Below are 18,742 nucleotides of genomic sequence, written 5' to 3'. Positions count from 1 at the left end.
CCCACACCCCAGACGAGCACCGATGTCCGTGACCGGCAGATATCCTGAGTGGATAGTCAGGATGAGACACCGGCGCAGGTCGCACCCGTACACGCGAGGGGCCGCCGCCGTCGACGGGCACGGACGACGGCGGACCGTCGGGCCGGCCGACCGTCGGACCCGCCCGCCGGATCACGTCCGTGCGATCCCAGAGGCCGGACAGCGCAGTGAGCAAGGACGCACCGGTCCCCCCGAATCCGGGCGATGACGGGCACCCTGTGCCAGGCTCTGTGGCATGGACGACAAGACCATCCTGAACCGGATCTCCGAGCTGGTCGACGAGGAGCACCGGCTGCGCGCGGAGGCCCAGGCCCACGAGTCCGGCACCGAGGGCGAGCCCAGCGAGCGGCTGCGCGCCCTGGAGGAATCCCTCGACCAGTGCTGGGACCTGCTGCGCCGCCGCCGGGCCGCCCGTGCCACCCACGGCGACCCCGACTCGCAGGGCGAACGCCCCAAGCCCGAGGTGGAACGCTACCTGCAGTGATCGGTACGGGCGGGTCGGGCAGCCGCTGGGGCCACCCGACCCGCTCCGGTCAGCGGATGCCCGCCTCGCGCAGCAGCTCCCCGGTCAACGCGCCGGGGTCGGCCTGTTCGGCGCTCAGCCCTCGGGCCACGAACCAGGCGCTGACCACCCGCACGTCCCGGGCCAGCAACTCGGGCCCCTGCGGGTTCGCCACCACGTCGACCACCTGCGGCAGGTCGATCACGACCAGCCGCCCGGAGTGCACGAGCAGGTTGTACGGCGACAGGTCGCCGTGGGCGTAGCCGGCCCGGGCCAGCACACGCAGCGCCTCGACCAGTTGGCCCCAGAGGTCGCGCAGCTCGGCCGGGCCGGGCCGGAGCTGGGCCAGGCGGGGCGCCCCCAGGCCCGACTCGGCGTCGCCGACGAACTCCAGCATCAGCTCGGTGCCCCGCAACTGCACGGGGTACGGCACGGCGATCCGGTCGTGCCCGGCGCCGATCTCCCAGAGTCGCGCCAGCGCGGCGAACTCGGCCGCCGCCCACTGCCCGGCGATCATCTGACGGCCGAAGGCCGTCCGGCCGGCCATCGCCCTCATCTCCCGGGAGCGCCGCACCCGACGACCCTCCAGGTAGCCGGCGTCGCGGTGGAACAGCCGGTGCTCGGCGTCCCGGTATCGCTTGACCGCCAACAGGCAGGACCGGTCCGTGCCCGGTACCGCGCGGCGGACCAGGTGGACGTCCGCCTCCTTGCCGGTCTTCAGCACACCCAGCTCGGTGTCCTTGGCGGCCAGCTCGGTGACCAGCCACTCCGGGTGCGGGTGTGGTCCGTGCACCGCGTCGTCCCAGGACGACCAGCGTTCGCCGGTGTCGGGGTCGGGCTCGGTGTCGGGGTCGGCGGGCGGCTCGGTGGGCCGGGCCCGCTTCAGGAACTGCGGTTCGTCGTCGTCGAAGCGGCGCTTGCCGCGGGTCCGGCGCTCCAGCGCCGGGAGGTCATGATCGCGCACTGTGGTGAAATTCCCTTGGTCGAGGCTGAGATAGGCAGCTGGAAGCGACCTGCGAAGACGGCCATGGCCGACCTCCTCTCCTCGATCGGGCGGTACGCCCGGTGCACGATGCGCCGCTCATCCTCGCGGCAGCCCTGAGCACGGGTCAACCGAATTACGGCAGGGACGCGACGGCGGGTACGCGTCAGCTCGCGAGCACCGTGGCGACCGCAGCGATCAGCCCGTCCACCGTGCGGCTGGGCGCGAAACGGACGTCCGACCAGGTTCGCCCCCGGTGCAGCCAGACGCTGGGCAGCCCGACCGCGGCCGCGCCGCCGATGTCCGCCTCCGGGCTGTCGCCGACCACCCAGGCGCCCCGCAGCGGCATCCGCACCCGTTGCGCGGCGAGCGCGAAGATCCGCGGGTTGGGTTTGCTGACCCCGGCCTCCTCGGAGATCACCCAGTCGGCGACGTAGCGGTCCAGGCCGGTACGACGGATCTTGGCGTCCTCCACGCGTACCGTGCCGTTGCACACCACCACGGGCACCCAGCCCGCGTCGTCGGCGATGCGCAGCGCGCAGGCGGTCAGCGGATCGAGTCGGGTCTGCGCCACCACCCCGTCGTGCAGCTCCTCCACCAGGTCGATCGAGGGGATACGCAGCTCGTAGCGGTCCCGGATCGCGTCGGCCAGGTCCCAGCGGTCGGTCAACCCGTCCGCGTCGATCGAGATCAGCCAGTCGATGTCGGTGGGAGGCGCGCCGATGCCGTCCAGGAAGCGCTCACCCCAGCGGCGGAACGGCCCGGCCCGGTCCAGCAGGGTGTTGTCCAGGTCCAGCAGGAGCAGTGGCACTCGGGCACCCTACGGGACCGACGTGTCCGCCAACAGGGCCCGCGTGTGTCGATCTGACGGTGGGCTCAACCGGTCAGCGCCACCCGCGGGCCGCCCTGGCTCGGCAGCAGATCGGCGAGCATCGAATGGGCCGCCCGGGTGGCCGTGAGCGCGGCCGGATCGAGCGTCGCCACCAGCGTGTCCGTGCCCTCGTCAGCGCCCCGGGCGAGCGTCCGACCCTGCGGGTCGTAGATCGCCGCGCCGCCGTTGAACCGCCACGGGTCGCTGCCGCCGACGGCGTTGGCGAACACCACGAACATCGTGTTGTCCAGGGCCCGTGCCGCGTAGTACAGGTCCCGGCGATGCTCCGAGCCGGCCAGGTAGCCACTGGGGCACAGGTAGGCGTGCGCGCCGTCGAGCGCGGCGGCGCGGCCGTGCTCGGGGAAGCAGCCGTCGTAGCAGATGCCCAGCCCGAGCCGCCAGTCGTCGACGAGCAGCGTGGCGCCCCGCACGCCGGGGCTGAACAGCTCGCGTTCGTCGCCCCACAACTGCTGCTTGTCGTACCCGACCCGGACGGCACCGGCGCGGTCGACCACGAGAGCGGCGATGGTCCGCCGCTCGTCCGGGTGCCGGACCGCCGCGCCGACCACCACGGTGATCCCGGCGGTCCGTGCCGCGGCGCGCAGCGGGTCGAGCCGACCGTCGGCGACCACCCCGGCCGGGTCGGCCTCCACGTGGGTGCCGACCGGATCGGCGGCGAGGGTCGGCGGGTGGTACGCGCACAGGTACAGCTCGGGCAGGACGATCACTCGGGCGCCCTGCCCGGCGGCGCCCAGGACCAGCTCGGCGGCTGCCACGGCGTTTCCGGCGACGTCACCCGGCGCGGGGGTGGCCTGGACGGTGGCGACGGTCAGCGGGTCGGACGGCGCGGGGTGGGAGCGGGTCACCGGAGGATCGTAAACGGCTGGTTACCAAGCCGTACGTACGGTTTGCGCGGCAAGGGGTGACCTGCGACGATCGACGTGTGCCCAGAGTAAGTCAGGACCAGCTCGATGCGCGCCGGCAGGAGATCCTTGCCGCGGCCCGGGCGTGTTTCGCCCGGCTCGGCTACGAGGGGGCGACAGTACGGCGCCTCGAGGAGGCCACCGGGCTGTCCCGGGGCGCCATCTTCCACCACTTCCGCGACAAGGACTCGCTCTTTCTCGCCGTCGCGGAGGACGACGCCGCCGCCATGGTCGAGACGGTCGCCCGCAACGGTCTGGTGCAGGTGATGCGCGATCTGCTGGCCCGCGCGGTCTCGCCGGACACCACCGGCTGGCTGGGCAGCCAACTGGAGGTCTCCCGCCGGCTGCGCACCGATCCGGCGTTCGCCAAGCGCTGGGCGGAGCGGTCGGCCGCGATCGCCGAGGCGACCCGGGACCGGTTGGCCCGCCAGCGCGACGCCGGGGTGCTGCGGGAGGACGTACCAATCGACGTGCTGGCCCAGTTCCTGGAGCTGGCCTACGACGGCCTGGTGCTGCACCTGGCGATGGGCCGACCGGCCGGCGACCTGGGCCCGGTCCTCGACCTGGTCGAGGAGGCGGTCCGCCGCCGCTGAGGGAAGGCGGACCGCCGCCGTTGAGCGGTGCCGGCGCGTGTCTCCGCCTCCGTCGACGACGCGGGTGCCCCGGCCGAGCCGGATGGCGTTGGTGCTCCACAATGGGGCCGCCGACCCCTCCGGCGACAGGAGCAGCCGATGATCGTCCACGCCGCCTCGGGCGACACCTGGGGCATTCCCGGCCCGACCTTCCTCCGGCTCTACCTCGTGGTGGCCGTCGTGGTGACCGCACTCGCGGTGCTGCACCGGGTACGCCTCGCCACCGGCACGGAACCCCTCGTCGCCGAGCCGCTCGGCCCACAGGAGGTCGCCTACCTCAACGGTGGGCCGGCCCTCGCGGTACACGCCGCGCTGGGCGGCCTGCGGGGCAGCGACGCGGTCGGCGTCGGTCCGGATCGCCGCCTGCGCACCACCGGCCCGACCCCGACCGGGCTCACGCCGCTGGAACAGGCTATCCACGGGGCCGCCCACCGGCGCGTCCATGCCCGGGACCTCGGCCAGGACCAGCGGGTAGCTGCCGCGCTCGACAAGCTCCGCACCAGCCTCGAAGGGCGTGGACTGCTCGTGAGCCAGGCGCGGCTGACCACCGCACGACAGTGGCGGCTGCTCCTCGCCGCCCTCCTGGTGTTCGGCGTCGTACGGCTGTTCGCCGGCCTGGTCAACGGGCGGCCGGTGGGCTTTCTGCTGCTCACCCTGGCCGGCGTGCTGGTGGCGGCGCTGCTGCTCTGGCGCGTACCGGAGACGACGCGGGCCGGGCGCAGCGCGCTGCGCGACCTGCGGACCCGACACCACCATCTCGCCCCCGACGCGTCCCCCGCGTACGCCACCTACGGCGCGGCCGGCGCGGCGATGGGCGTGGCGCTGTACGGCACGGCGTCGCTGTGGGCGATCGACCCGGGCTTCGCCGAGCAGGCCGAGATCCAGCGCCAGGTGATCGCCAGCAGCGGCTGGTCGGGTGCGGGCGGCGAATCGTCGGGTACGACCGGCAGCTCCTGCGGCGGTGGCAGCTCCTGCGGGGGCGGGGGCGGGTGCGGTGGCGGGGGCGGGTGCGGCGGATGACCGGCCCGTACGGCGTCGGCATCGGCTGGCGTCCCGAGATCGCCGGTTTCGTGGCCGAGCTGCCCGGGTTGCGCTTCGTCGAGGTGGTGGCCGAGTCGGTGGCGGCGAGCGGGCCACTCCCGACCGGGCTGACGCAGCTGCGTGAGCGCGGCGTGCCCGTCGTACCCCACGGGGTGCGGCTCTCCCTCGGCGGCGCCGAGCCGGTCGACCCGGCCCGCGTGGCCCACCTGGCTGCGGTCGCCCAGCGGGTGGACGCGCCGCTGGTCAGCGAGCACATCGCGTTCGTGCGGGCCGGCGGGTTGGAGGCCGGGCATCTGCTGCCGCTGCCGCGCAGCCGGGAGGCGCTCGACGCGGTCTGCGCGAACGTGGCGCGGGCGCAGGAGCAGCTACCGGTGCCGATCGCGCTGGAACCGATCGCCGCCCTCTTCGACTGGCCCGACGACGAGCTGGACGAGGCGGACTTCCTCACCGAGATCCTGGACCGGACCGGCGCGCTACTGCTACTGGACGTCGCCAACGTGCACGCCAACGCCCGCAACCGGGGCACCGATCCGCTCGCGCTGCTCGACCGGCTGCCGCTGGACCGGATCGGCTACGTGCACGTGGCCGGTGGTTCCGAGCGCGGCGGCTTCTACCACGACACGCACACCCATCCGGTGCCGCCGGAGGTGTTGGAGTTGGTCGGCGCGCTCTGCGCCCGGCAGCGGCCACCGGCGCTGCTGCTGGAACGCGACGGCGGTTACCCACCGGCCGCCGAGCTGCGCGCCGAACTGGACGCCCTGGCCGCCGCATCCGGCTTCCCGGCCGTGACATGACCGGCGCTGTCAACGGCGACCGGGACCGCCGGCAGGGCGCGCCCGAGCGGACCCCACCCCGCCCCGACCTCGCCGCGCGGCAGGCGGAACTGGTCGCGGCGCTGGTCGCCGGAGGCCCGCCGCCGGCCGGGTTCGCGGCGGGGCCACTCGCCGCCGCCCGGGCGGCGCTGCTGGGCAAACGCGCCGGCGAGGTGGCCCGGCACTGGCCGCTGCTCGCTGCCGGCCTCGGCGCGGCATGGCTGGCGACCTTCGCCGGCTGGGCCGCCGACCGCCCCACGGCGGGCTCGCTGCGCGACGGCTGGGACCTGGCCCGAGCGCTGCGGGAACGCGACACCCTGCCGCCGGCCGGGGCGGAGGAGCTGGCCGTCCGGGAGGCGAGCCTGCGCTACGACGGGCACACCGCGCCACGTCCGCGCCGGCTGCCGGCCGTGGCCCGCGCCAGCGGTGCCGTCGCGGTGCAGGTCGCCGGTCGGGTACGCCTGCTGCGCCCCGCCCCACGTCCACCCGCGGACGTTGGCGGGAGCGCGCCGGATGGGGCAGGATCGGCGTTATGGATCTCGGACTGACCGACCGCGTGTACGTGCTCACCGGCGCCTCCCGCGGCCTGGGTTACGCGACGGCGCAGTGCCTGGTCGCCGACGGCGCGCGGGTGGTGCTCTCGGCCCGCGACGCCGACGCGGTGGCTGCCGCCGCCGAGCGCCTGGGCGGCCCGGGCAAGGCGGTCGGCGTCACCGCCGACCTGGCCGACCCGCAGACCCCCGAGCGGCTCGTCGCGGCGGCCCGGACGCACTTCGGCCGGCTCGACGGCGCGCTGATCTCGGTCGGCGGCCCGCCCGCCGGCAACGCCGCGGCGATCACCGATGAGCAGTGGCGGCACTCCTTCGAGACCGTCTTCCTGGGCACCGTCCGCGCGGCACGCACGGTCGCCGGGGCGCTGCCCGAGGGGGGCGCGATCGGGCTGGTGCTGTCCACCTCGGCCCGTGGTCCGGTGCCCGGCCTCGGCATCTCCAACGGCCTGCGGCCCGGCCTGGTCGGCGTCGCCAAGGACATCGCCGACGACTTTGGCCCGCGCGGCGTACGCGTCGTCGGCCTGCTGCCCGGCCGGATCCTCACCGACCGCAACCGGGAGCTGTTCGCCGCGACCGGCGACCCGGAGCGCGCCCGCGCCGAGGCGGAGGCGAGCATCCCGCTGCGACGCCTCGGTGACCCGGCCGAGTTCGGCCGGGTGGCCGCGTTCGTGCTCTCCCCCGCCGCCAGCTACCTGACCGGCCTCACCGTGCCGGTCGACGGCGGCGCGCTGCGCGGCCTGTGACAGCGGGTGGCCGAGCCGGCGATGTGCCTCCGGCGCTGGGCCGTCGTACCAGCGCGGGTGCCGCGCATCCCCGTCCCACCCGGGCGGACCTGGCGGCGGCCGCCGATCGGACCATTCCCGACGTGCTCGCCCCGGGGTTGGCGGTGCTGTTGGTGGGCATCAACCCCGGCCTCTGGTCGGCGGCCACCGGTTGGCACTTCGCCCGGCCGGGCAACCGGTTCTGGCCGGCGCTGCACCTGGGCGGGTTCACTCCCCGACTGCTGCACCCGAGCGAGCAGGACGAGTTGCCGGCCCTCGGGCTCGGCATCACCAACATGGCCGCCCGGGCCAGCGCCCGTGCCGACGAGCTGAGCGCCGAGGAACTGCTCGACGGCGCGGCGATCCTGACCGACAAGGTTGCCCGGCACCGGCCGCAATGGGTGGCCGTGGTCGGGGTGACCGCGTACCGGATCGGTTTCCAGCGACCCAAGGCCGCGTTCGGGCCGCAGCCGGAGTCGCTGGCCGGGGCACGGCTGTGGGTGCTGCCGAACCCGAGCGGCTTGAACGCGCACTTCACCTCGGTGACGCTGGGCGCGGCGTTCGCCGAACTGCGGCTTGCCACGGGTCTGCCGGACCGCCGTCCGGTCTGAAGGCGCGGGCCAGTGCTCCGATCCGACGCGTCCGGCCCTAGCCTGGCGGTTGATGAGAGACGCACGTTCCTCGCTCATCTCCGCGTGCTCGCCGAACGCGCGGCCACCAGGCACGATGCTTCAGTGCTGCTGCACCGGCAGGCCTGCTTCCTTGCCGGCATGGACCCCACCAAGGCGGCGGCAGGATGGCTCACCCGACGCACGACCGCCGCCGGCCGGTACTGGGTCGGCGAGGTGCCCTACCGCCACCGCGACGACTCGTTCATGCCCGGGACGCTCGCGGACTGGCACGGCTCGATCCTTCTTCGGCATCTGGTCCAGCATCTCGACCCAGGACACCCCTTCGTCGACCTCAACATCCATAACGTCTGGGCCCTGCTGACCGCACGACGCGGTCTCGCTCTCGACGATCCCGCCGCGACTCGGTCACTCTTGGACCGCAGCATCCCACTCTTGGACGATGACCGGATCTCCGCGCAGTCGCCCCAGGAACTAACCTCGATCGTCCACAGCCTGCGGGCAGACGGATTCACCGGGACAGGGGCGGGCAGATGAGCGACGACCACGAGGCCGCCGGAGCGATGAACTTCATCCCGGCGGCATGACGTAGTCCGCCCCACGACCGACACCGTGACGTGTCAGTTGGCGGCGGCGGGCGGCATGGCCTCGTCGGCGACGTACGTGCCCAGGGGCATGACCACCGGCTCGGGGCCGGTCGCGTCCACGAAGGGACGGGGCGAGTCGACGACCGCGAACTGGGTGCGGTACAGCTCGGCGTAGAGGCCACCGACCGCGACCAGCTCGTCGTGCCGCCCCCGCTCGACGATCCGCCCGCCGTCGAGCACGAGGATCTGGTCGGCGTCGCGGACGGTGGAGAGCCGGTGCGCGATCACCAGGGCGGTACGTCCGGCGAGCGCCACCGACAGCGCGCGCTGCACCGCAGCCTCGCTCTCCGAATCGAGGTGCGCGGTCGCCTCGTCGAGGATGACGATCGACGGGGCCTTGAGCAGCAGCCGGGCGATGGCGATGCGCTGCTTCTCGCCGCCGGAGAAGCGGTAGCCGCGCTCCCCCACCGTCGTGTCCAGGCCGTCGGGCAGCGACCGGACCAGGTCGGCGACCTGGGCGCCGGCGAGCGCGGCCCAGATGTCGTCGTCGGTGGCGTCCGGCTTGGCGTAACGCAGGTTCTCGGCGATCGTCTCGTGGAACAGGTGCGAATCCTGCGTGACCACACCGATCTCGTCGCGCAGGGAGGCGAGCGTCGCGTCGCGGACGTCCACCCCGCCGACGAGCACCTGCCCGTCGGTGACGTCATAGATCCGGGAGATGAGCATGGACAGCGTCGACTTGCCGGCGCCGGACGGGCCGACCAGGGCGACCATCTGCCCCGGCTCGACGCTGAACGAGACACCCTTGAGCACCGGCTCGTTGACCGTCCGGTCGAGGGTGGCGACCTCCTCCAGCGAGGCGAGGGAGATCTCGGCGGCGCTCGGGTAGCGGAAGCGCACGTCGCGGAAGTCGACCCGCCCGGTGCCCCGGGGCACCGGCACCGCGTCGGGCTTCTCCACGATGCCGGGCTTGAGGTCGAGCACTTCGAAGACACGGTCGAAGGAGACCAGCGCGCTCATCACGTCGACGCGGACGTTGGAGAGCGCGGTGAGCGGCCCGTACAGGCGGGTGAGCAGCAGCGCCAGGGTCACGACGGTGCCCGCGCTGACGCCTCCGGTGACGGCGAGCCAGCCGCCGAGACCGTAGGTGAGCGCCTGCGCCAGCGAGGCGACCAGCAGCATGGCGACGAAGAACGTCCGCGAGTACATGGCGGACTGGATGCCGATGTCACGCACCCGCTCGGCCCGGTCGGCGAACCTGCGGGCCTCGATCTCGGGCTGGCCGAACAGCTTCACCAGCAGCGCGCCGGCCACCCCGAACCGCTCGGTCATGGTCGCGCTCATCTTGGCGTCGAGGTTGTACGCCTCGCGCGTGATGTCGGCCAGCCGCCGGCCCACGCGGCGCGCCGGGATGATGAAGATCGGCAGCAGCACCAGCGAGAGCGCGGTGATCTGCCAGGAGAGGGTGAACATCACCGCGGCCGTGAGCACCAGCTGGATGACGTTGCTGACCACGCCGGACAGGGTGGAGGTGAACGCCCGCTGCGCGCCGAGCACGTCGTTGTTGAGCCGGCTGACCAGGGCGCCGGTCTGGGTGCGGGTGAAGAACTGCAACGGCATCCGCTGCACGTGGTCGTAGACACGGGTGCGCAGGTCGAGGATGATGCCCTCGCCGATGCGGGCGGAATACCACCGCTGGGCCAGGGACAGCAGCGCGTCGGCGACCGCCAGCGCCGCGATGAACAGGGCCAGCCGGATGACGAGCTGACCGGCCTCGGTGCCGCCCCGGTTGATCGCGTTGATCACGTCACCGGCGAGCACCGGGGTCGCGACGCCGATGATGGCGGCGAGCACGACGGTGGCCAGGAACACGACGATGTCGCGCCGGTAGGGCTGGGCGAAGGCCACGATGCGGCGGGCAACCCCGCGCTTGAGCCGGTGGGCGGAGACCTCGTCGCGGTTGCGCATCGACCGGAGCATGCTCCACCCGGCCATGCCACCGCCGGACATCGGGTTGGACACCAGTCACCTCCGGGTTGTCGGGCAGACCGCACTGTCAGGTCAATTCTCCCGACAGCTGTGACAACCTCGGTCGTAACCTGGATCTTCCCGTGCGGTCCTTACTATTCGCCCCGGCCGGCGAGATCGCGCAGGCGGCGGGTCTGCGCCTCCCGCTCGGCCCGCTGCTGGTCGGCGTGCGACCGCCCGGCCGCGCCAGCGAGCAGCGCCTTGATCTCCACCACCGCGTCGCGGGCGCCGGCCAGCAGGCCCGCAGTGAGGTCACGGACCGCGTCGTCCAGCTCCGCCGGGGGTACGACGAGAGTGGCCAGACCGATCCGGTCCGCCTCGGCGGCGTCCAGCCGGCGGCCCGTCGCGCAGATCTCCAGCGCCCGGGAATAACCGACGAGTTCGACGAGGCGCTTCGTACCGGCCAGGTCGGGCACCAGCCCGAGCGTCACCTCGGCCATCGAGAACTTCGCGTCGGTGGCGAGGACCCGCAGGTCACAGGCGAGGGCAAGCTGGAAGCCGGCGCCTATCGCGTGCCCCTGCACCGCCGCCACGGAGATGACGTCCGGCCGGTGCAGCCAGGTGAAGCCGCCCTGGAACTCGGCGATCCGGTCCGCGCACTTCTCTTCGGGCAGCGTGGCCAGCTCGGCGAACGACCCCGGGCCGGAGGCGCCGGCCACCGCGACGTCGAGGCCGGCGGAGAACGCACGCCCCTCGCCCCGCACCACCACCACCCGTACGTCGCCGGGCAGGTCGCGGGAGAAGTCGCTCATCGCGCGCCACATCTCAGGCGTCTGGGCATTGAGCACGTCGGGCCGGCACAACGTCACCGTGGCAACCGGCCCGTCGCAGGTCAGCCGAACCCCGGTCGCCTCGGCGGTCACCGGGCTGCCCGGGGCGCGGCGGTGGTGAACGACGCGAAGGGGCGGGTCACGCCTTCTTGCGGCGCCGGGCGCCGCCGCGCTGACGCAGCTGAACCCCGGACTCGGTGAGCACTCGGTGGATGAACCCGTAGGAACGGCCGGTCGAGGCCGCCAGCGCGCGGATGCTCTCCCCCGAGGTGTACCGCTTTACCAGGTCCTTGGCGAGCGTCTGACGCTCGGCTCCGACGATCCGGCGACCCTTCTCAGTGCTGGTGGCTGTGCCAGTGGCTGCCATGCTGTGTCCTCACGTCCCAGACTGTGCGGTTCGGATACGGTCCCACCTATTAGACCGCCTCGGACGATCATGCGCCAGATATCAACTCTTCGCCAACCGACACGCTATGCAATGTCAGGTTCCCGATAGAGTGATCCTCGCGAGGAGGTCCCGAGTGGGCCACTCCGGCGCGTTGACGCCTCCACCCGTACGCTCCCGGGGTGATCGACCTGTTCGGCACCGCGGCCGGCGCGGCCGTGGTCTTCGGCGCCACCGACATCGACGACATCGTCATCCTCACGCTGTTCTTCGTCGCGGCCCGCACCACCGGCCGGCCCCGCACCTGGCAGATCGTCACCGGCCAGTACCTCGGCATCGGCGCGCTCGCGGTGGCCAGCGCGGTGGTCGCCGCCGGGCTGCTGGTCGTGCCGGACCCGTGGACCGGCCTGCTCGGCCTACTGCCGATCGCGCTGGGCGTCCGCGCGCTGTGGCATTCCGACGACGACGAGCCCGCCACCGTCGTCACCGGCACGCTCGGCGTCGCCGGGGTGACCATCGCCAACGGCGCCGACAACGTGGCCGTCTACGTACCCGTGTTCCGGGCCCTCGGTCCCGGCGACAGCGCGGTCTTCCTGCTGGTCTTCGTGCTGCTCGTCGGCCTGTGGTGCGCCGCCGCGGCGTGGCTCGGCGGCCACCGGCGGGTGGTACGCCTGGTGGAGCGCGCCGGGCACTGGCTGGTACCGGCGATCTTCGTCGGCATCGGCGTGGTGATCCTGGTCGGCTCCGGCGTGCTCGGCCGGCTGGTCGACCTGCTGGGCTGACGGCCGGGCCTCCGGCCCGACCCGACGGCCGCGCGCGGTCAGGCCAGCTCGACCAGTTCGAGGAGGTCGTCGCTCCAGGCGTCCTCGTCGCCGTCGGGCAGCAGGATCGCGCGGTCCGGCTTGAGCGCGAGCACCGCGCCCGGGTCGTGCGTGACCAGCACGATCGCGCCCGGATAGTTGGCGATCGCGTCGAGCACCTGCTCGCGGCTGACCGGGTCGAGGTTGTTCGTCGGCTCGTCGAGCAGCAGCACGTTGGCGCCCGAGCAGACCAGCGTGGACAGGGCCAGCCGGGTCTTCTCGCCGCCGGAGAGCACCCCGGCCGGCTTGTTCACGTCGTCGCCGGAGAACAGGAACGCGCCGAGGATCTTGCGCAGATCGGTGTCGGACTGCTCGATCGCGGCGGCGCGCATGTTCTCCAGCACCGTCCGCTCCACGTCCAGCGTCTCGTGCTCCTGCGCGTAGTAGCCCAACCGCAGCCCGTGCCCGGCGTGCACCCCGCCGGTGTCGGGGCTGAGCAGGCCGCCGAGCATTCGCAGCAGCGTCGTCTTGCCAGCGCCGTTGAGCCCGAGGATGGCCACCCGGGAACCCCGGTCCACGGCGACGTTGACGTCGGTGAAGATCTCCAACGAGCCGTACGACTTGGACAGGCCGGTCGCGGTCAGCGGCGTCTTGCCGCACGGGGCCGGGCTGGGGAAGCGCACCTTCGCCACCCGGTCGGCGACGCGTACCTCCTCCAGGCCTGAGATCAGCTTCTCGGCGCGGCGGGCCATGTTCTGCGCGGCGACGGTCTTGGTGGCCTTTGCCCGCATCTTGTCGGCCTGCGCCATCAGCGCGCCGGCCTTCTTCTCCGCGTTGGCCCGCTCGCGGCGGCGGCGTCGCTCGTCGGTCTCGCGGGCCTCCAGGTACGCCTTCCAACCCAGGTTGTAGACGTCGATCACGGAACGGGTGGCGTCGAGGAACCAGACCTTGTTGACCACCGACTCCAGCAGCGCGCCGTCGTGGGAGATCACGATGAGCCCGCCCTTGTGGTTGGCGAGGAAGCCGCGCAGCCAGGTGATCGAGTCGGCGTCGAGGTGGTTGGTGGGCTCGTCGAGCAGCAGGATGCCGCCGCCGTTCTCACCGGCGTCGCGGAACAGGATCCGGGCCAGCTCGATACGCCGGCGCTGACCGCCGGAGAGGGTGCCGATGGTCTGGGCGAGCGCGCGGTCCGGCAGCCCGAGGTTGGCGCAGATCCGGGCGGCCTCGGCCTCGGCGGCGTACCCACCCAGGGCGGCGAACTGGTCCTCCAGCACGCCGTAGCGGCGGACCAACTTGTCGTCGGCGTCCTCGGCGAGGCGCTCCTCGACCTCCTTCATCTGGGCCATCAGCACGTCCAGACCGCGGGCGGAGAGCACCCGGTCGCGGCCGGTGACCTCCAGGTCGCCGGTGCGGGGGTCCTGCGGGAGGTAGCCGATGGCGCTGCGCTGGTCGATCTGGCCGCCGTACGGCTGCCCCTCACCGGCGAGCACCTTGAGGGTGGTGGTCTTGCCGGCGCCGTTGCGGCCGACGAGGCCGATCCGATCACCGGGCTGCACGCGCAGGGTGGTGTCGGACAGCAGGATCCGGGAGCCGGCACGCAGCTCCAGGCCGGTGGCAGTGATCATCTCGTGGGACTCGCTCTCGGGGGGGTCTGGAAGGCTGACTCAGGGCACGCGAAAGCGCCGGCGGGCGGTGGGCCCGTCGGCGCGGGGGGGTTCAGCCTTCGCAGCGCGGCACGGCGACAAGTGTACCGGGCGCTCACGTACGATCCGCTCGGATTACCAATCAAGATCATCGGGTACCGGAACGCCTGTCCGGACCCCGTCCGGCACTCAGGCGACGAAACGATATACAAACAACATTCATCGACATCAGGCGATCGGGGTCACCATGGAACTCAACGAGCAGGCCGAGCTCGACACCTCCCAGGCCAACGACCTGGGTCACGGCAGCGGCGGCGGGTCGGGCGGCGGCATCGGCATCCCCATCCCGGGAGGCGGCGGCCGGGGCGGCATCATCGGCATCGTGGTAGCCGTGCTCATCGCCCTGCTCGGCGGGGGCTTCGGCCTCAACGCCATGAACAATGGCGACGAGGGTGGACAGGCCCGAGGCGACGACCTGGACCAGGTGTGCTCCACCGCGAACCCGGACCGTCTCCAGGACGCGCGCTGCCGCAACCTGCTCTACGTCAACAGCATCCAGGGCTACTGGCAGAAGGCGTACCCGAAGCTGGGCAACGGCACGTACGAGCCCACCACCACGAACTTCTTCCAGGCGGCCGTGAACACCGGCTGTGGGCAGGCCGACTCGGGCGTCGGCCCGTTCTACTGCCCCGCCGACCAGAAGGTGTACATCGACCTGAGCTTCTACGACGAGCTGGCCTCCCGGTTCGGGGCCAAGGGCGAGTTCGCCCAGCCGTACGTCCTCGCTCATGAGTACGGCCACCACGTCCAGGACCTGCTCGGTACCAACGCGAAGGCCGGTCAGGGCGACCAGAGCGGCCCCCGCTCCGCCTCCGTCCGGCTGGAGTTGCAGGCCGACTGCTACGCGGGCGCCTGGGCCAAGCACGCCAGCGAGAGCAAGGACAGAACCGGCGAGAAGCCACTGTTCAAGTCGATCACCGAGGCCGACGTCAGTCAGGCCATCGACGCCGCCGAGGCGATCGGTGACGACAGCATCCAGGAGCGCTCCGGCGGTCAGGTCAACCCCGACCAGTTCACCCACGGCACGTCCGAGCAGCGCAAGCGCTGGTTCAGCCAGGGCTACGACCAGGGCGACCCGAAGACCTGCGACACCTTCGGCACCGATCAGCTCTGACATCCGTACCGCACGATCGTGGCAGGCCTGCCGAGCAGGCCTGGCACGCTGTCGTCCGACCGTCAGTCGAGCCGCGACACCTGGTACTGCCCGATCAACCAGACCTCCCCGACCCGCCGCACGAGCACGCCGAGGTACACGGTCAGCGCCGGCCGGTCGGTGGAGCCGAACTCGACCTCCAGATAGCCCAGGACCACGTCGTCGGCGAGCCGCCGGGCCTCCCTGATCTCGTACGCGTCACTCCGCAGCGTCGGGTGCCGGGTCGCGCAGCCTGATCCGTACCGCCCGGGCCGCGCCCACCGCGGCCACCAGCACCGCATGCCGAGGCTCCGGCACGTCGAGCAGCCGCTCGGCACGCAGCGGCACGAGCGGGGCCAGCCGCCGGTCCACCAGCACCGTGTCCACGGCCCGCCGGTCACCACCGCAGACGAGGGCCGCCAGCTTCGCCGCCTCCGGCAGCAGCAGCCGTACGGCCAGGTCCGCCGCGTCGCCCAACGCCGCCTTGGCCTGGTTGTCGCGCCGCCGGGCGAACCGGTGCTGCGACCACCCACCGGCGGCGGTGCGACCCTGCACGTACCGGGTGTCCACCTTGGAGACCACCAGGTCGGCGCCCTGCGCCACGCCGATCGCCACCGCGCCCTTGCGGGCCAGCAGCAGGCCGATCCGGCGGGGCACGACGACCGAGGCCACGAACCCGGCGACGTCGTCGCGGGCCGGCACCCCGGGTGGGGCGTACACCTCGGCGGTCGCCCCGTCGGCGGCGGTGAGCAGCAGCCCGTACTCCCGCCCGGTCGTGGTGTGCGGGCCGTGCCGGTCGGCGAAGCCCTCCACCCAGCGGCCGACGCGGGCCGGGTCGACCTCGACCCACCGGCCTCCCCCGGCGGCGGGTCGACTGGTCATCGCCCGACCGTACGCCACGGCCGGCACGGGGAGACCGTCAGCCCGGCAGCAGCGCCGCCACCGCCAGCGCGGCGATGAGCACGCTGGAGAGCACGCCGGTGACCAGCCGGCCGCGCGGGCCGGTCAGGGCGCGGCCGACCACCGTGCCGCCGCCGGCGATGAGCAGCTGCCAGCTCGCCGAGGCCAGGAACACACCGGCCACGAACAGTGTCGCCCGGAGCAGTCCCGCGTCGGCCGTGTCCGAACGACCGAGCACCAACGCGACGAAGTAGAGCACCGTCGTCGGGTTCAGCAGGGTCAACCCGAGCAGCGCCGCGTAGGCACGGCCCGGACTGCCCATGCCGCCCCGACCGCCCCGCGCCGTCGGCGTCTCCCGTGAACGGTGGGCGGCCCAGGTCCGCCAGAAGCCGTGCACGGCGAGCGCCAACAGGACCACGGCGGCGACCACCCGCAGCGGACCGGCGGCCGGCGCGATGACCCCGGCCAGGCTGGCACCGCCCAGCGCGGCCACCGCCGCGTAGAGCCCGTCGGCCGTCGCCACCGCGAGCGCCGCCGCCACACCGACCCGGAACGAGGTACGGGCACTGAGCCCCAGGATGAGGATCGCGATCGCGCCGACGGGGATGGCGACGCCGTAGCCGGCCACCAGGCCGGCGAGGAACGCCCCGCTCACGACGACGGGCGACGAATAGAGGCCCGCCCCGGCACCGGCCGCTGTCGACGACCGGGGGTCGTCGCAGGGACCAGGACCTTCATCGGGTACGCCTCAATCACAGTCGGCATCCTGCGCCCCGCCCCGCACCCCCGCAACAGATTTCCCCGCCCCGCGCCCCGCGCCCCGCGCCCCGCGCCCCGCGCCCCGCGCCCCGCGCCCCGCGCCCCGCGCCCCGCGCCCCGCGCCAAGATCCTCACAACTTCACCGATGTTGCTGCCTCAGCCGTGTCGGAAACAGCAACATCAGTGAAGTTGCGCGGATCTAGCGGCCGGCCGGCCTGCGAGCCCACCGGAGGCGAGCCGCGAACGACGACACCGAGCAAGATCGTGCTCGAACCACGATGTACCACGATGTAGTGGCCTCGGCGACGCACCGAGGCCACTACATCACTGAACATCACCGATCGAGCACGATCTTGGCCCCGCCAGGGCGATCAGTCCCGCGTTCCGGGCCACTGGGGGTCGCGGCCGAAGTAGGCGAGCAGGACGCTGACTTCGTCGGCCTTCTCGCCGGGATCGAGCGCTGCCGCGTACGCGCCATAGGCCCGCAGCGGCTCGACGATCTGCCGTGCGACCTCGAGCAGGGGGCGGGCCAGGTCGTCGTGGAGCGGGGATGGCTGGCCGGTGGCCACCGCGATGTCCCAGGCGTGCACCACGGCATCGAGGGCGCAGGCCACGGCTGCCGCCTGGGCCGGCAGCGCGCCCTGTGGCAGCGGCGTCGGCACCTGCGGGTCGTCGTCGCCGACACCTGCCCAGGCGCGGGCGGACGCGTCGAGGGCGGAGTTCAGCCCGATCAGCTTGTCCCCCTCGATCCGCCCGGAGGGCGCGAACGGGTCCTCGTCGGGTCCCACCCCGCCGGTGATCGCCGCCGCGTAGCCGATCTGGTCGCCGGTCGCGTGCTGGAGCACCTGGGTGACGGTCCACCGCTCGCAGGGGGTGGACCGGTCCCAGGCGTCGGCCGGAATCCCCTGGGCGGTCGTCCGCAGCGCCCTGTGCGCCTCGTCGAGCACAATCCGCCACTGCCCCGCTGCCAACTCGTTCCTTGTCCCGACCCTCTCCGCCGACCCCGTCAGACGAGCAGGTTCGCCTGATTGCGAAACGGAATGTTCCGCTCTGTTCTGACTTCAGCCCAGCAGACCGGAACGATCCGTTCCACTAGTCGTTGGACCGCATCCCACAACGGATTTTGACCGCATCCCACAACGGATCGAGCGCGGCACCCAGAGGGCACCGCGCTCGACGACTGTGGAACGGGTCAAACGTTGAAGCCGAGGGAACGGAGCTGGTCCCGGCCCTCGTCGGTGATCTTGTCCGGGCCCCACGGCGGGAGCCACACCCAGTTGATCCGGATGTCGTTGACCAGGCCGCCGCCGGGGCCGGTGGTCAGCGCCTGCCGCGCCTGGTCCTCGATCACGTCGGTCAGCGGGCAGGCCGCCGAGGTGAGCGTCATGTCCAGGGTCGCGACGTTCTCGTCGTCGACGTGCACCCCGTACACCAGACCCAGGTCGACCACGTTGATGCCCAACTCCGGGTCGACGACGTCCTTCATCGCCTCCTCGATGTCGGCGATCATGGCCTTGCTGACCCCGCCCGCCGAGGTGGCGGCGTCGCCGGCCCCCGGGGTCGCAGCGTCGTCGGTCGCAGCGTCGTCGGTCGCCGCGTCGTCGGTCGCTGCGGCGGTGGTCGCAGCGTCGTCGGTCGCTGCGGCGGTGGTCGCAGCGTCGTTGGTCGGCGCGTCGTCGGTCGCAGCGGCGGTGGTCGTCGCGGCTCCGTCGGTCGTCACGGCGTCGGCCTGCGGTGCCGCGGTGGCGTCACCGGCCTCCGGCGTCGCCGCGGTAGCGGTGTTCTCGCTCATGCCGTCCCTCCGGTTCGCTTCGTGATGCCACCAGGCACCACAGTGCTGCTGGAAATCGCTCGCTGACGCTCGCTCATTGGTGCACCCTTGTCTCACTCGGGCCGATCGGGGTTCGAGTGCACCGGTGACTGTCGGGCCATCGC

At 72.9% G+C, this 18,742-nt stretch carries 20 protein-coding genes and 2 pseudogenes; 10 read left to right on the top strand and 12 right to left on the bottom strand.

Translation table 11 applies throughout. The features are described from left to right. The first annotated feature begins 274 nt into the window (after positions 1-274). Complete coding sequence (locus ACLQ24_RS15970) at positions 275-523, top strand: DUF2630 family protein (protein ID WP_425892400.1); 249 nt, start codon at positions 275-277, stop codon at positions 521-523. A gap of 49 nt (positions 524-572) precedes the next feature. On the opposite strand, the gene ACLQ24_RS15965 is transcribed toward ACLQ24_RS15970, so the two are convergent. From ACLQ24_RS15965 to ACLQ24_RS15955, 3 genes are all read right to left on the bottom strand, one after another. After that, positions 573-1,505 (bottom strand): RIO1 family regulatory kinase/ATPase, encoded by a 933-nt coding sequence (locus tag ACLQ24_RS15965; protein ID WP_425892398.1) that lies wholly within the window; start codon positions 1,503-1,505, stop codon positions 573-575. 184 nt (positions 1,506-1,689) lie between these two features. Beyond that, positions 1,690-2,334 carry an HAD family hydrolase gene (locus ACLQ24_RS15960; RefSeq protein WP_425892396.1) on the bottom strand — a complete coding sequence of 215 codons (645 nt, stop codon included), beginning with the start codon at positions 2,332-2,334 and terminating at the stop codon, positions 1,690-1,692. Positions 2,335-2,399: 65 nt separating this feature from the next. After that, the gene (locus tag ACLQ24_RS15955) at positions 2,400-3,260 is read right to left on the bottom strand and encodes a carbon-nitrogen hydrolase family protein (RefSeq protein WP_425892394.1); all 861 of its coding nucleotides are present in this window, start codon (positions 3,258-3,260) and stop codon (positions 2,400-2,402) included. A gap of 77 nt (positions 3,261-3,337) precedes the next feature. Between ACLQ24_RS15955 and ACLQ24_RS15950 the strand changes: the two genes are divergently transcribed. From ACLQ24_RS15950 to ACLQ24_RS15920, 7 genes and pseudogenes are all read left to right on the top strand, one after another. After that, positions 3,338-3,910: a TetR/AcrR family transcriptional regulator gene (locus ACLQ24_RS15950; protein ID WP_234591495.1), complete on the top strand. Its 573-nt coding sequence runs from the start codon at positions 3,338-3,340 to the stop codon at positions 3,908-3,910. Positions 3,911-4,048: 138 nt separating this feature from the next. Beyond that, positions 4,049-4,969: a TIGR04222 domain-containing membrane protein gene (locus ACLQ24_RS15945; protein WP_425892393.1), complete on the top strand. Its 921-nt coding sequence runs from the start codon at positions 4,049-4,051 to the stop codon at positions 4,967-4,969. Next, positions 4,966-5,784, top strand: a complete 819-nt coding sequence (locus ACLQ24_RS15940; RefSeq protein ID WP_425892391.1) for a DUF692 domain-containing protein — start codon at positions 4,966-4,968, stop codon at positions 5,782-5,784. The genes ACLQ24_RS15945 and ACLQ24_RS15940 overlap by 4 nt, the downstream gene beginning before the upstream one ends. Then, positions 5,781-6,350: a hypothetical protein gene (locus tag ACLQ24_RS15935; RefSeq protein ID WP_425892389.1), complete on the top strand. Its 570-nt coding sequence runs from the start codon at positions 5,781-5,783 to the stop codon at positions 6,348-6,350. Before ACLQ24_RS15940 ends, ACLQ24_RS15935 begins: the two co-directional genes overlap by 4 nt. Further along, the gene (locus ACLQ24_RS15930) at positions 6,335-7,096 is read left to right on the top strand and encodes an SDR family oxidoreductase (RefSeq protein WP_425892388.1); all 762 of its coding nucleotides are present in this window, start codon (positions 6,335-6,337) and stop codon (positions 7,094-7,096) included. The genes ACLQ24_RS15935 and ACLQ24_RS15930 overlap by 16 nt, the downstream gene beginning before the upstream one ends. A 23-nt stretch (positions 7,097-7,119) precedes the next feature. Then, the gene (gene mug, locus ACLQ24_RS15925) at positions 7,120-7,725 is read left to right on the top strand and encodes a G/U mismatch-specific DNA glycosylase (RefSeq protein WP_425892386.1); all 606 of its coding nucleotides are present in this window, start codon (positions 7,120-7,122) and stop codon (positions 7,723-7,725) included. Next, positions 7,726-8,280: pseudogene (locus ACLQ24_RS15920) on the top strand (transcriptional regulator); the annotation flags it as partial. It lies immediately after the preceding gene. An 83-nt stretch (positions 8,281-8,363) separates the two neighbouring features. Here ACLQ24_RS15920 and ACLQ24_RS15915 read toward each other — a convergent pair. From ACLQ24_RS15915 to ACLQ24_RS15905, 3 genes are all read right to left on the bottom strand, one after another. Further along, positions 8,364-10,340 (bottom strand): ABC transporter ATP-binding protein, encoded by a 1,977-nt coding sequence (locus ACLQ24_RS15915; RefSeq protein ID WP_425892421.1) that lies wholly within the window; start codon positions 10,338-10,340, stop codon positions 8,364-8,366. A 113-nt stretch (positions 10,341-10,453) separates the two neighbouring features. Next, positions 10,454-11,221 (bottom strand): enoyl-CoA hydratase/isomerase family protein, encoded by a 768-nt coding sequence (locus ACLQ24_RS15910; RefSeq protein WP_425892385.1) that lies wholly within the window; start codon positions 11,219-11,221, stop codon positions 10,454-10,456. Positions 11,222-11,267: 46 nt separating this feature from the next. After that, positions 11,268-11,495, bottom strand: a complete 228-nt coding sequence (locus ACLQ24_RS15905) for a helix-turn-helix domain-containing protein (protein WP_007462679.1) — start codon at positions 11,493-11,495, stop codon at positions 11,268-11,270. A 200-nt stretch (positions 11,496-11,695) separates the two neighbouring features. Between ACLQ24_RS15905 and ACLQ24_RS15900 the strand changes: the two genes are divergently transcribed. Continuing rightward, the gene (locus ACLQ24_RS15900) at positions 11,696-12,295 is read left to right on the top strand and encodes a cadmium resistance transporter (protein ID WP_425892383.1); all 600 of its coding nucleotides are present in this window, start codon (positions 11,696-11,698) and stop codon (positions 12,293-12,295) included. 38 nt (positions 12,296-12,333) lie between these two features. Here the strand turns inward: ACLQ24_RS15900 and ACLQ24_RS15895 are convergent, their stop codons facing one another. Then, positions 12,334-13,938 (bottom strand): ABC-F family ATP-binding cassette domain-containing protein, encoded by a 1,605-nt coding sequence (locus ACLQ24_RS15895; protein WP_425892381.1) that lies wholly within the window; start codon positions 13,936-13,938, stop codon positions 12,334-12,336. A 265-nt stretch (positions 13,939-14,203) separates the two neighbouring features. Between ACLQ24_RS15895 and ypfJ the strand changes: the two genes are divergently transcribed. Continuing rightward, positions 14,204-15,130 carry a KPN_02809 family neutral zinc metallopeptidase gene (ypfJ, locus tag ACLQ24_RS15890; RefSeq protein ID WP_425892379.1) on the top strand — a complete coding sequence of 309 codons (927 nt, stop codon included), beginning with the start codon at positions 14,204-14,206 and terminating at the stop codon, positions 15,128-15,130. Between the two features lie 62 nt (positions 15,131-15,192). Here the strand turns inward: ypfJ and ACLQ24_RS15885 are convergent, their stop codons facing one another. From ACLQ24_RS15885 to ACLQ24_RS15865, 5 genes and pseudogenes are all read right to left on the bottom strand, one after another. After that, complete coding sequence (locus ACLQ24_RS15885; protein ID WP_425892378.1) at positions 15,193-15,327, bottom strand: hypothetical protein; 135 nt, start codon at positions 15,325-15,327, stop codon at positions 15,193-15,195. 40 nt (positions 15,328-15,367) lie between these two features. Continuing rightward, positions 15,368-16,030 (bottom strand): acVLRF1 family peptidyl-tRNA hydrolase, encoded by a 663-nt coding sequence (locus ACLQ24_RS15880; protein ID WP_425892376.1) that lies wholly within the window; start codon positions 16,028-16,030, stop codon positions 15,368-15,370. Between the two features lie 37 nt (positions 16,031-16,067). Next, positions 16,068-16,703, bottom strand: a complete 636-nt coding sequence (locus ACLQ24_RS15875) for a LysE family transporter (RefSeq protein WP_425892374.1) — start codon at positions 16,701-16,703, stop codon at positions 16,068-16,070. 475 nt (positions 16,704-17,178) lie between these two features. Beyond that, entirely contained in the window at positions 17,179-17,778 is a 600-nt protein-coding gene (locus tag ACLQ24_RS15870; protein ID WP_425892373.1) for a TIGR03086 family metal-binding protein, read from the bottom strand. A 221-nt stretch (positions 17,779-17,999) separates the two neighbouring features. Continuing rightward, positions 18,000-18,401 (bottom strand): annotated as a pseudogene (locus ACLQ24_RS15865) (metal-sulfur cluster assembly factor); the annotation flags it as partial. Positions 18,402-18,742: the final 341 nt, after the last annotated feature.

This window comes from Micromonospora sp. DT4, from assembly GCF_049841675.1.
Taxonomy (GTDB): Bacteria; Actinomycetota; Actinomycetes; order Mycobacteriales; family Micromonosporaceae; genus Micromonospora.
This window is presented reverse-complemented; position numbering and strand designations above follow the sequence as displayed.

Coding starts and splice junctions, on each gene's coding strand:
- ACLQ24_RS15970 (WP_425892400.1), top strand. CDS start 275: ATGGACGACAAGACCATCCTGAACCGGATCTCCGAGCTGGTCGACGAG.
- ACLQ24_RS15945 (WP_425892393.1), top strand. CDS start 4,049: ATGATCGTCCACGCCGCCTCGGGCGACACCTGGGGCATTCCCGGCCCG.
- ACLQ24_RS15940 (WP_425892391.1), top strand. CDS start 4,966: ATGACCGGCCCGTACGGCGTCGGCATCGGCTGGCGTCCCGAGATCGCC.
- ACLQ24_RS15935 (WP_425892389.1), top strand. CDS start 5,781: ATGACCGGCGCTGTCAACGGCGACCGGGACCGCCGGCAGGGCGCGCCC.
- ACLQ24_RS15930 (WP_425892388.1), top strand. CDS start 6,335: ATGGATCTCGGACTGACCGACCGCGTGTACGTGCTCACCGGCGCCTCC.
- ACLQ24_RS15915 (WP_425892421.1), bottom strand. CDS start 10,340: ATGTCCGGCGGTGGCATGGCCGGGTGGAGCATGCTCCGGTCGATGCGC.
- ACLQ24_RS15905 (WP_007462679.1), bottom strand. CDS start 11,495: ATGGCAGCCACTGGCACAGCCACCAGCACTGAGAAGGGTCGCCGGATC.
- ACLQ24_RS15895 (WP_425892381.1), bottom strand. CDS start 13,938: ATGATCACTGCCACCGGCCTGGAGCTGCGTGCCGGCTCCCGGATCCTG.
- ypfJ (WP_425892379.1), top strand. CDS start 14,204: ATGGAACTCAACGAGCAGGCCGAGCTCGACACCTCCCAGGCCAACGAC.
- ACLQ24_RS15880 (WP_425892376.1), bottom strand. CDS start 16,030: ATGACCAGTCGACCCGCCGCCGGGGGAGGCCGGTGGGTCGAGGTCGAC.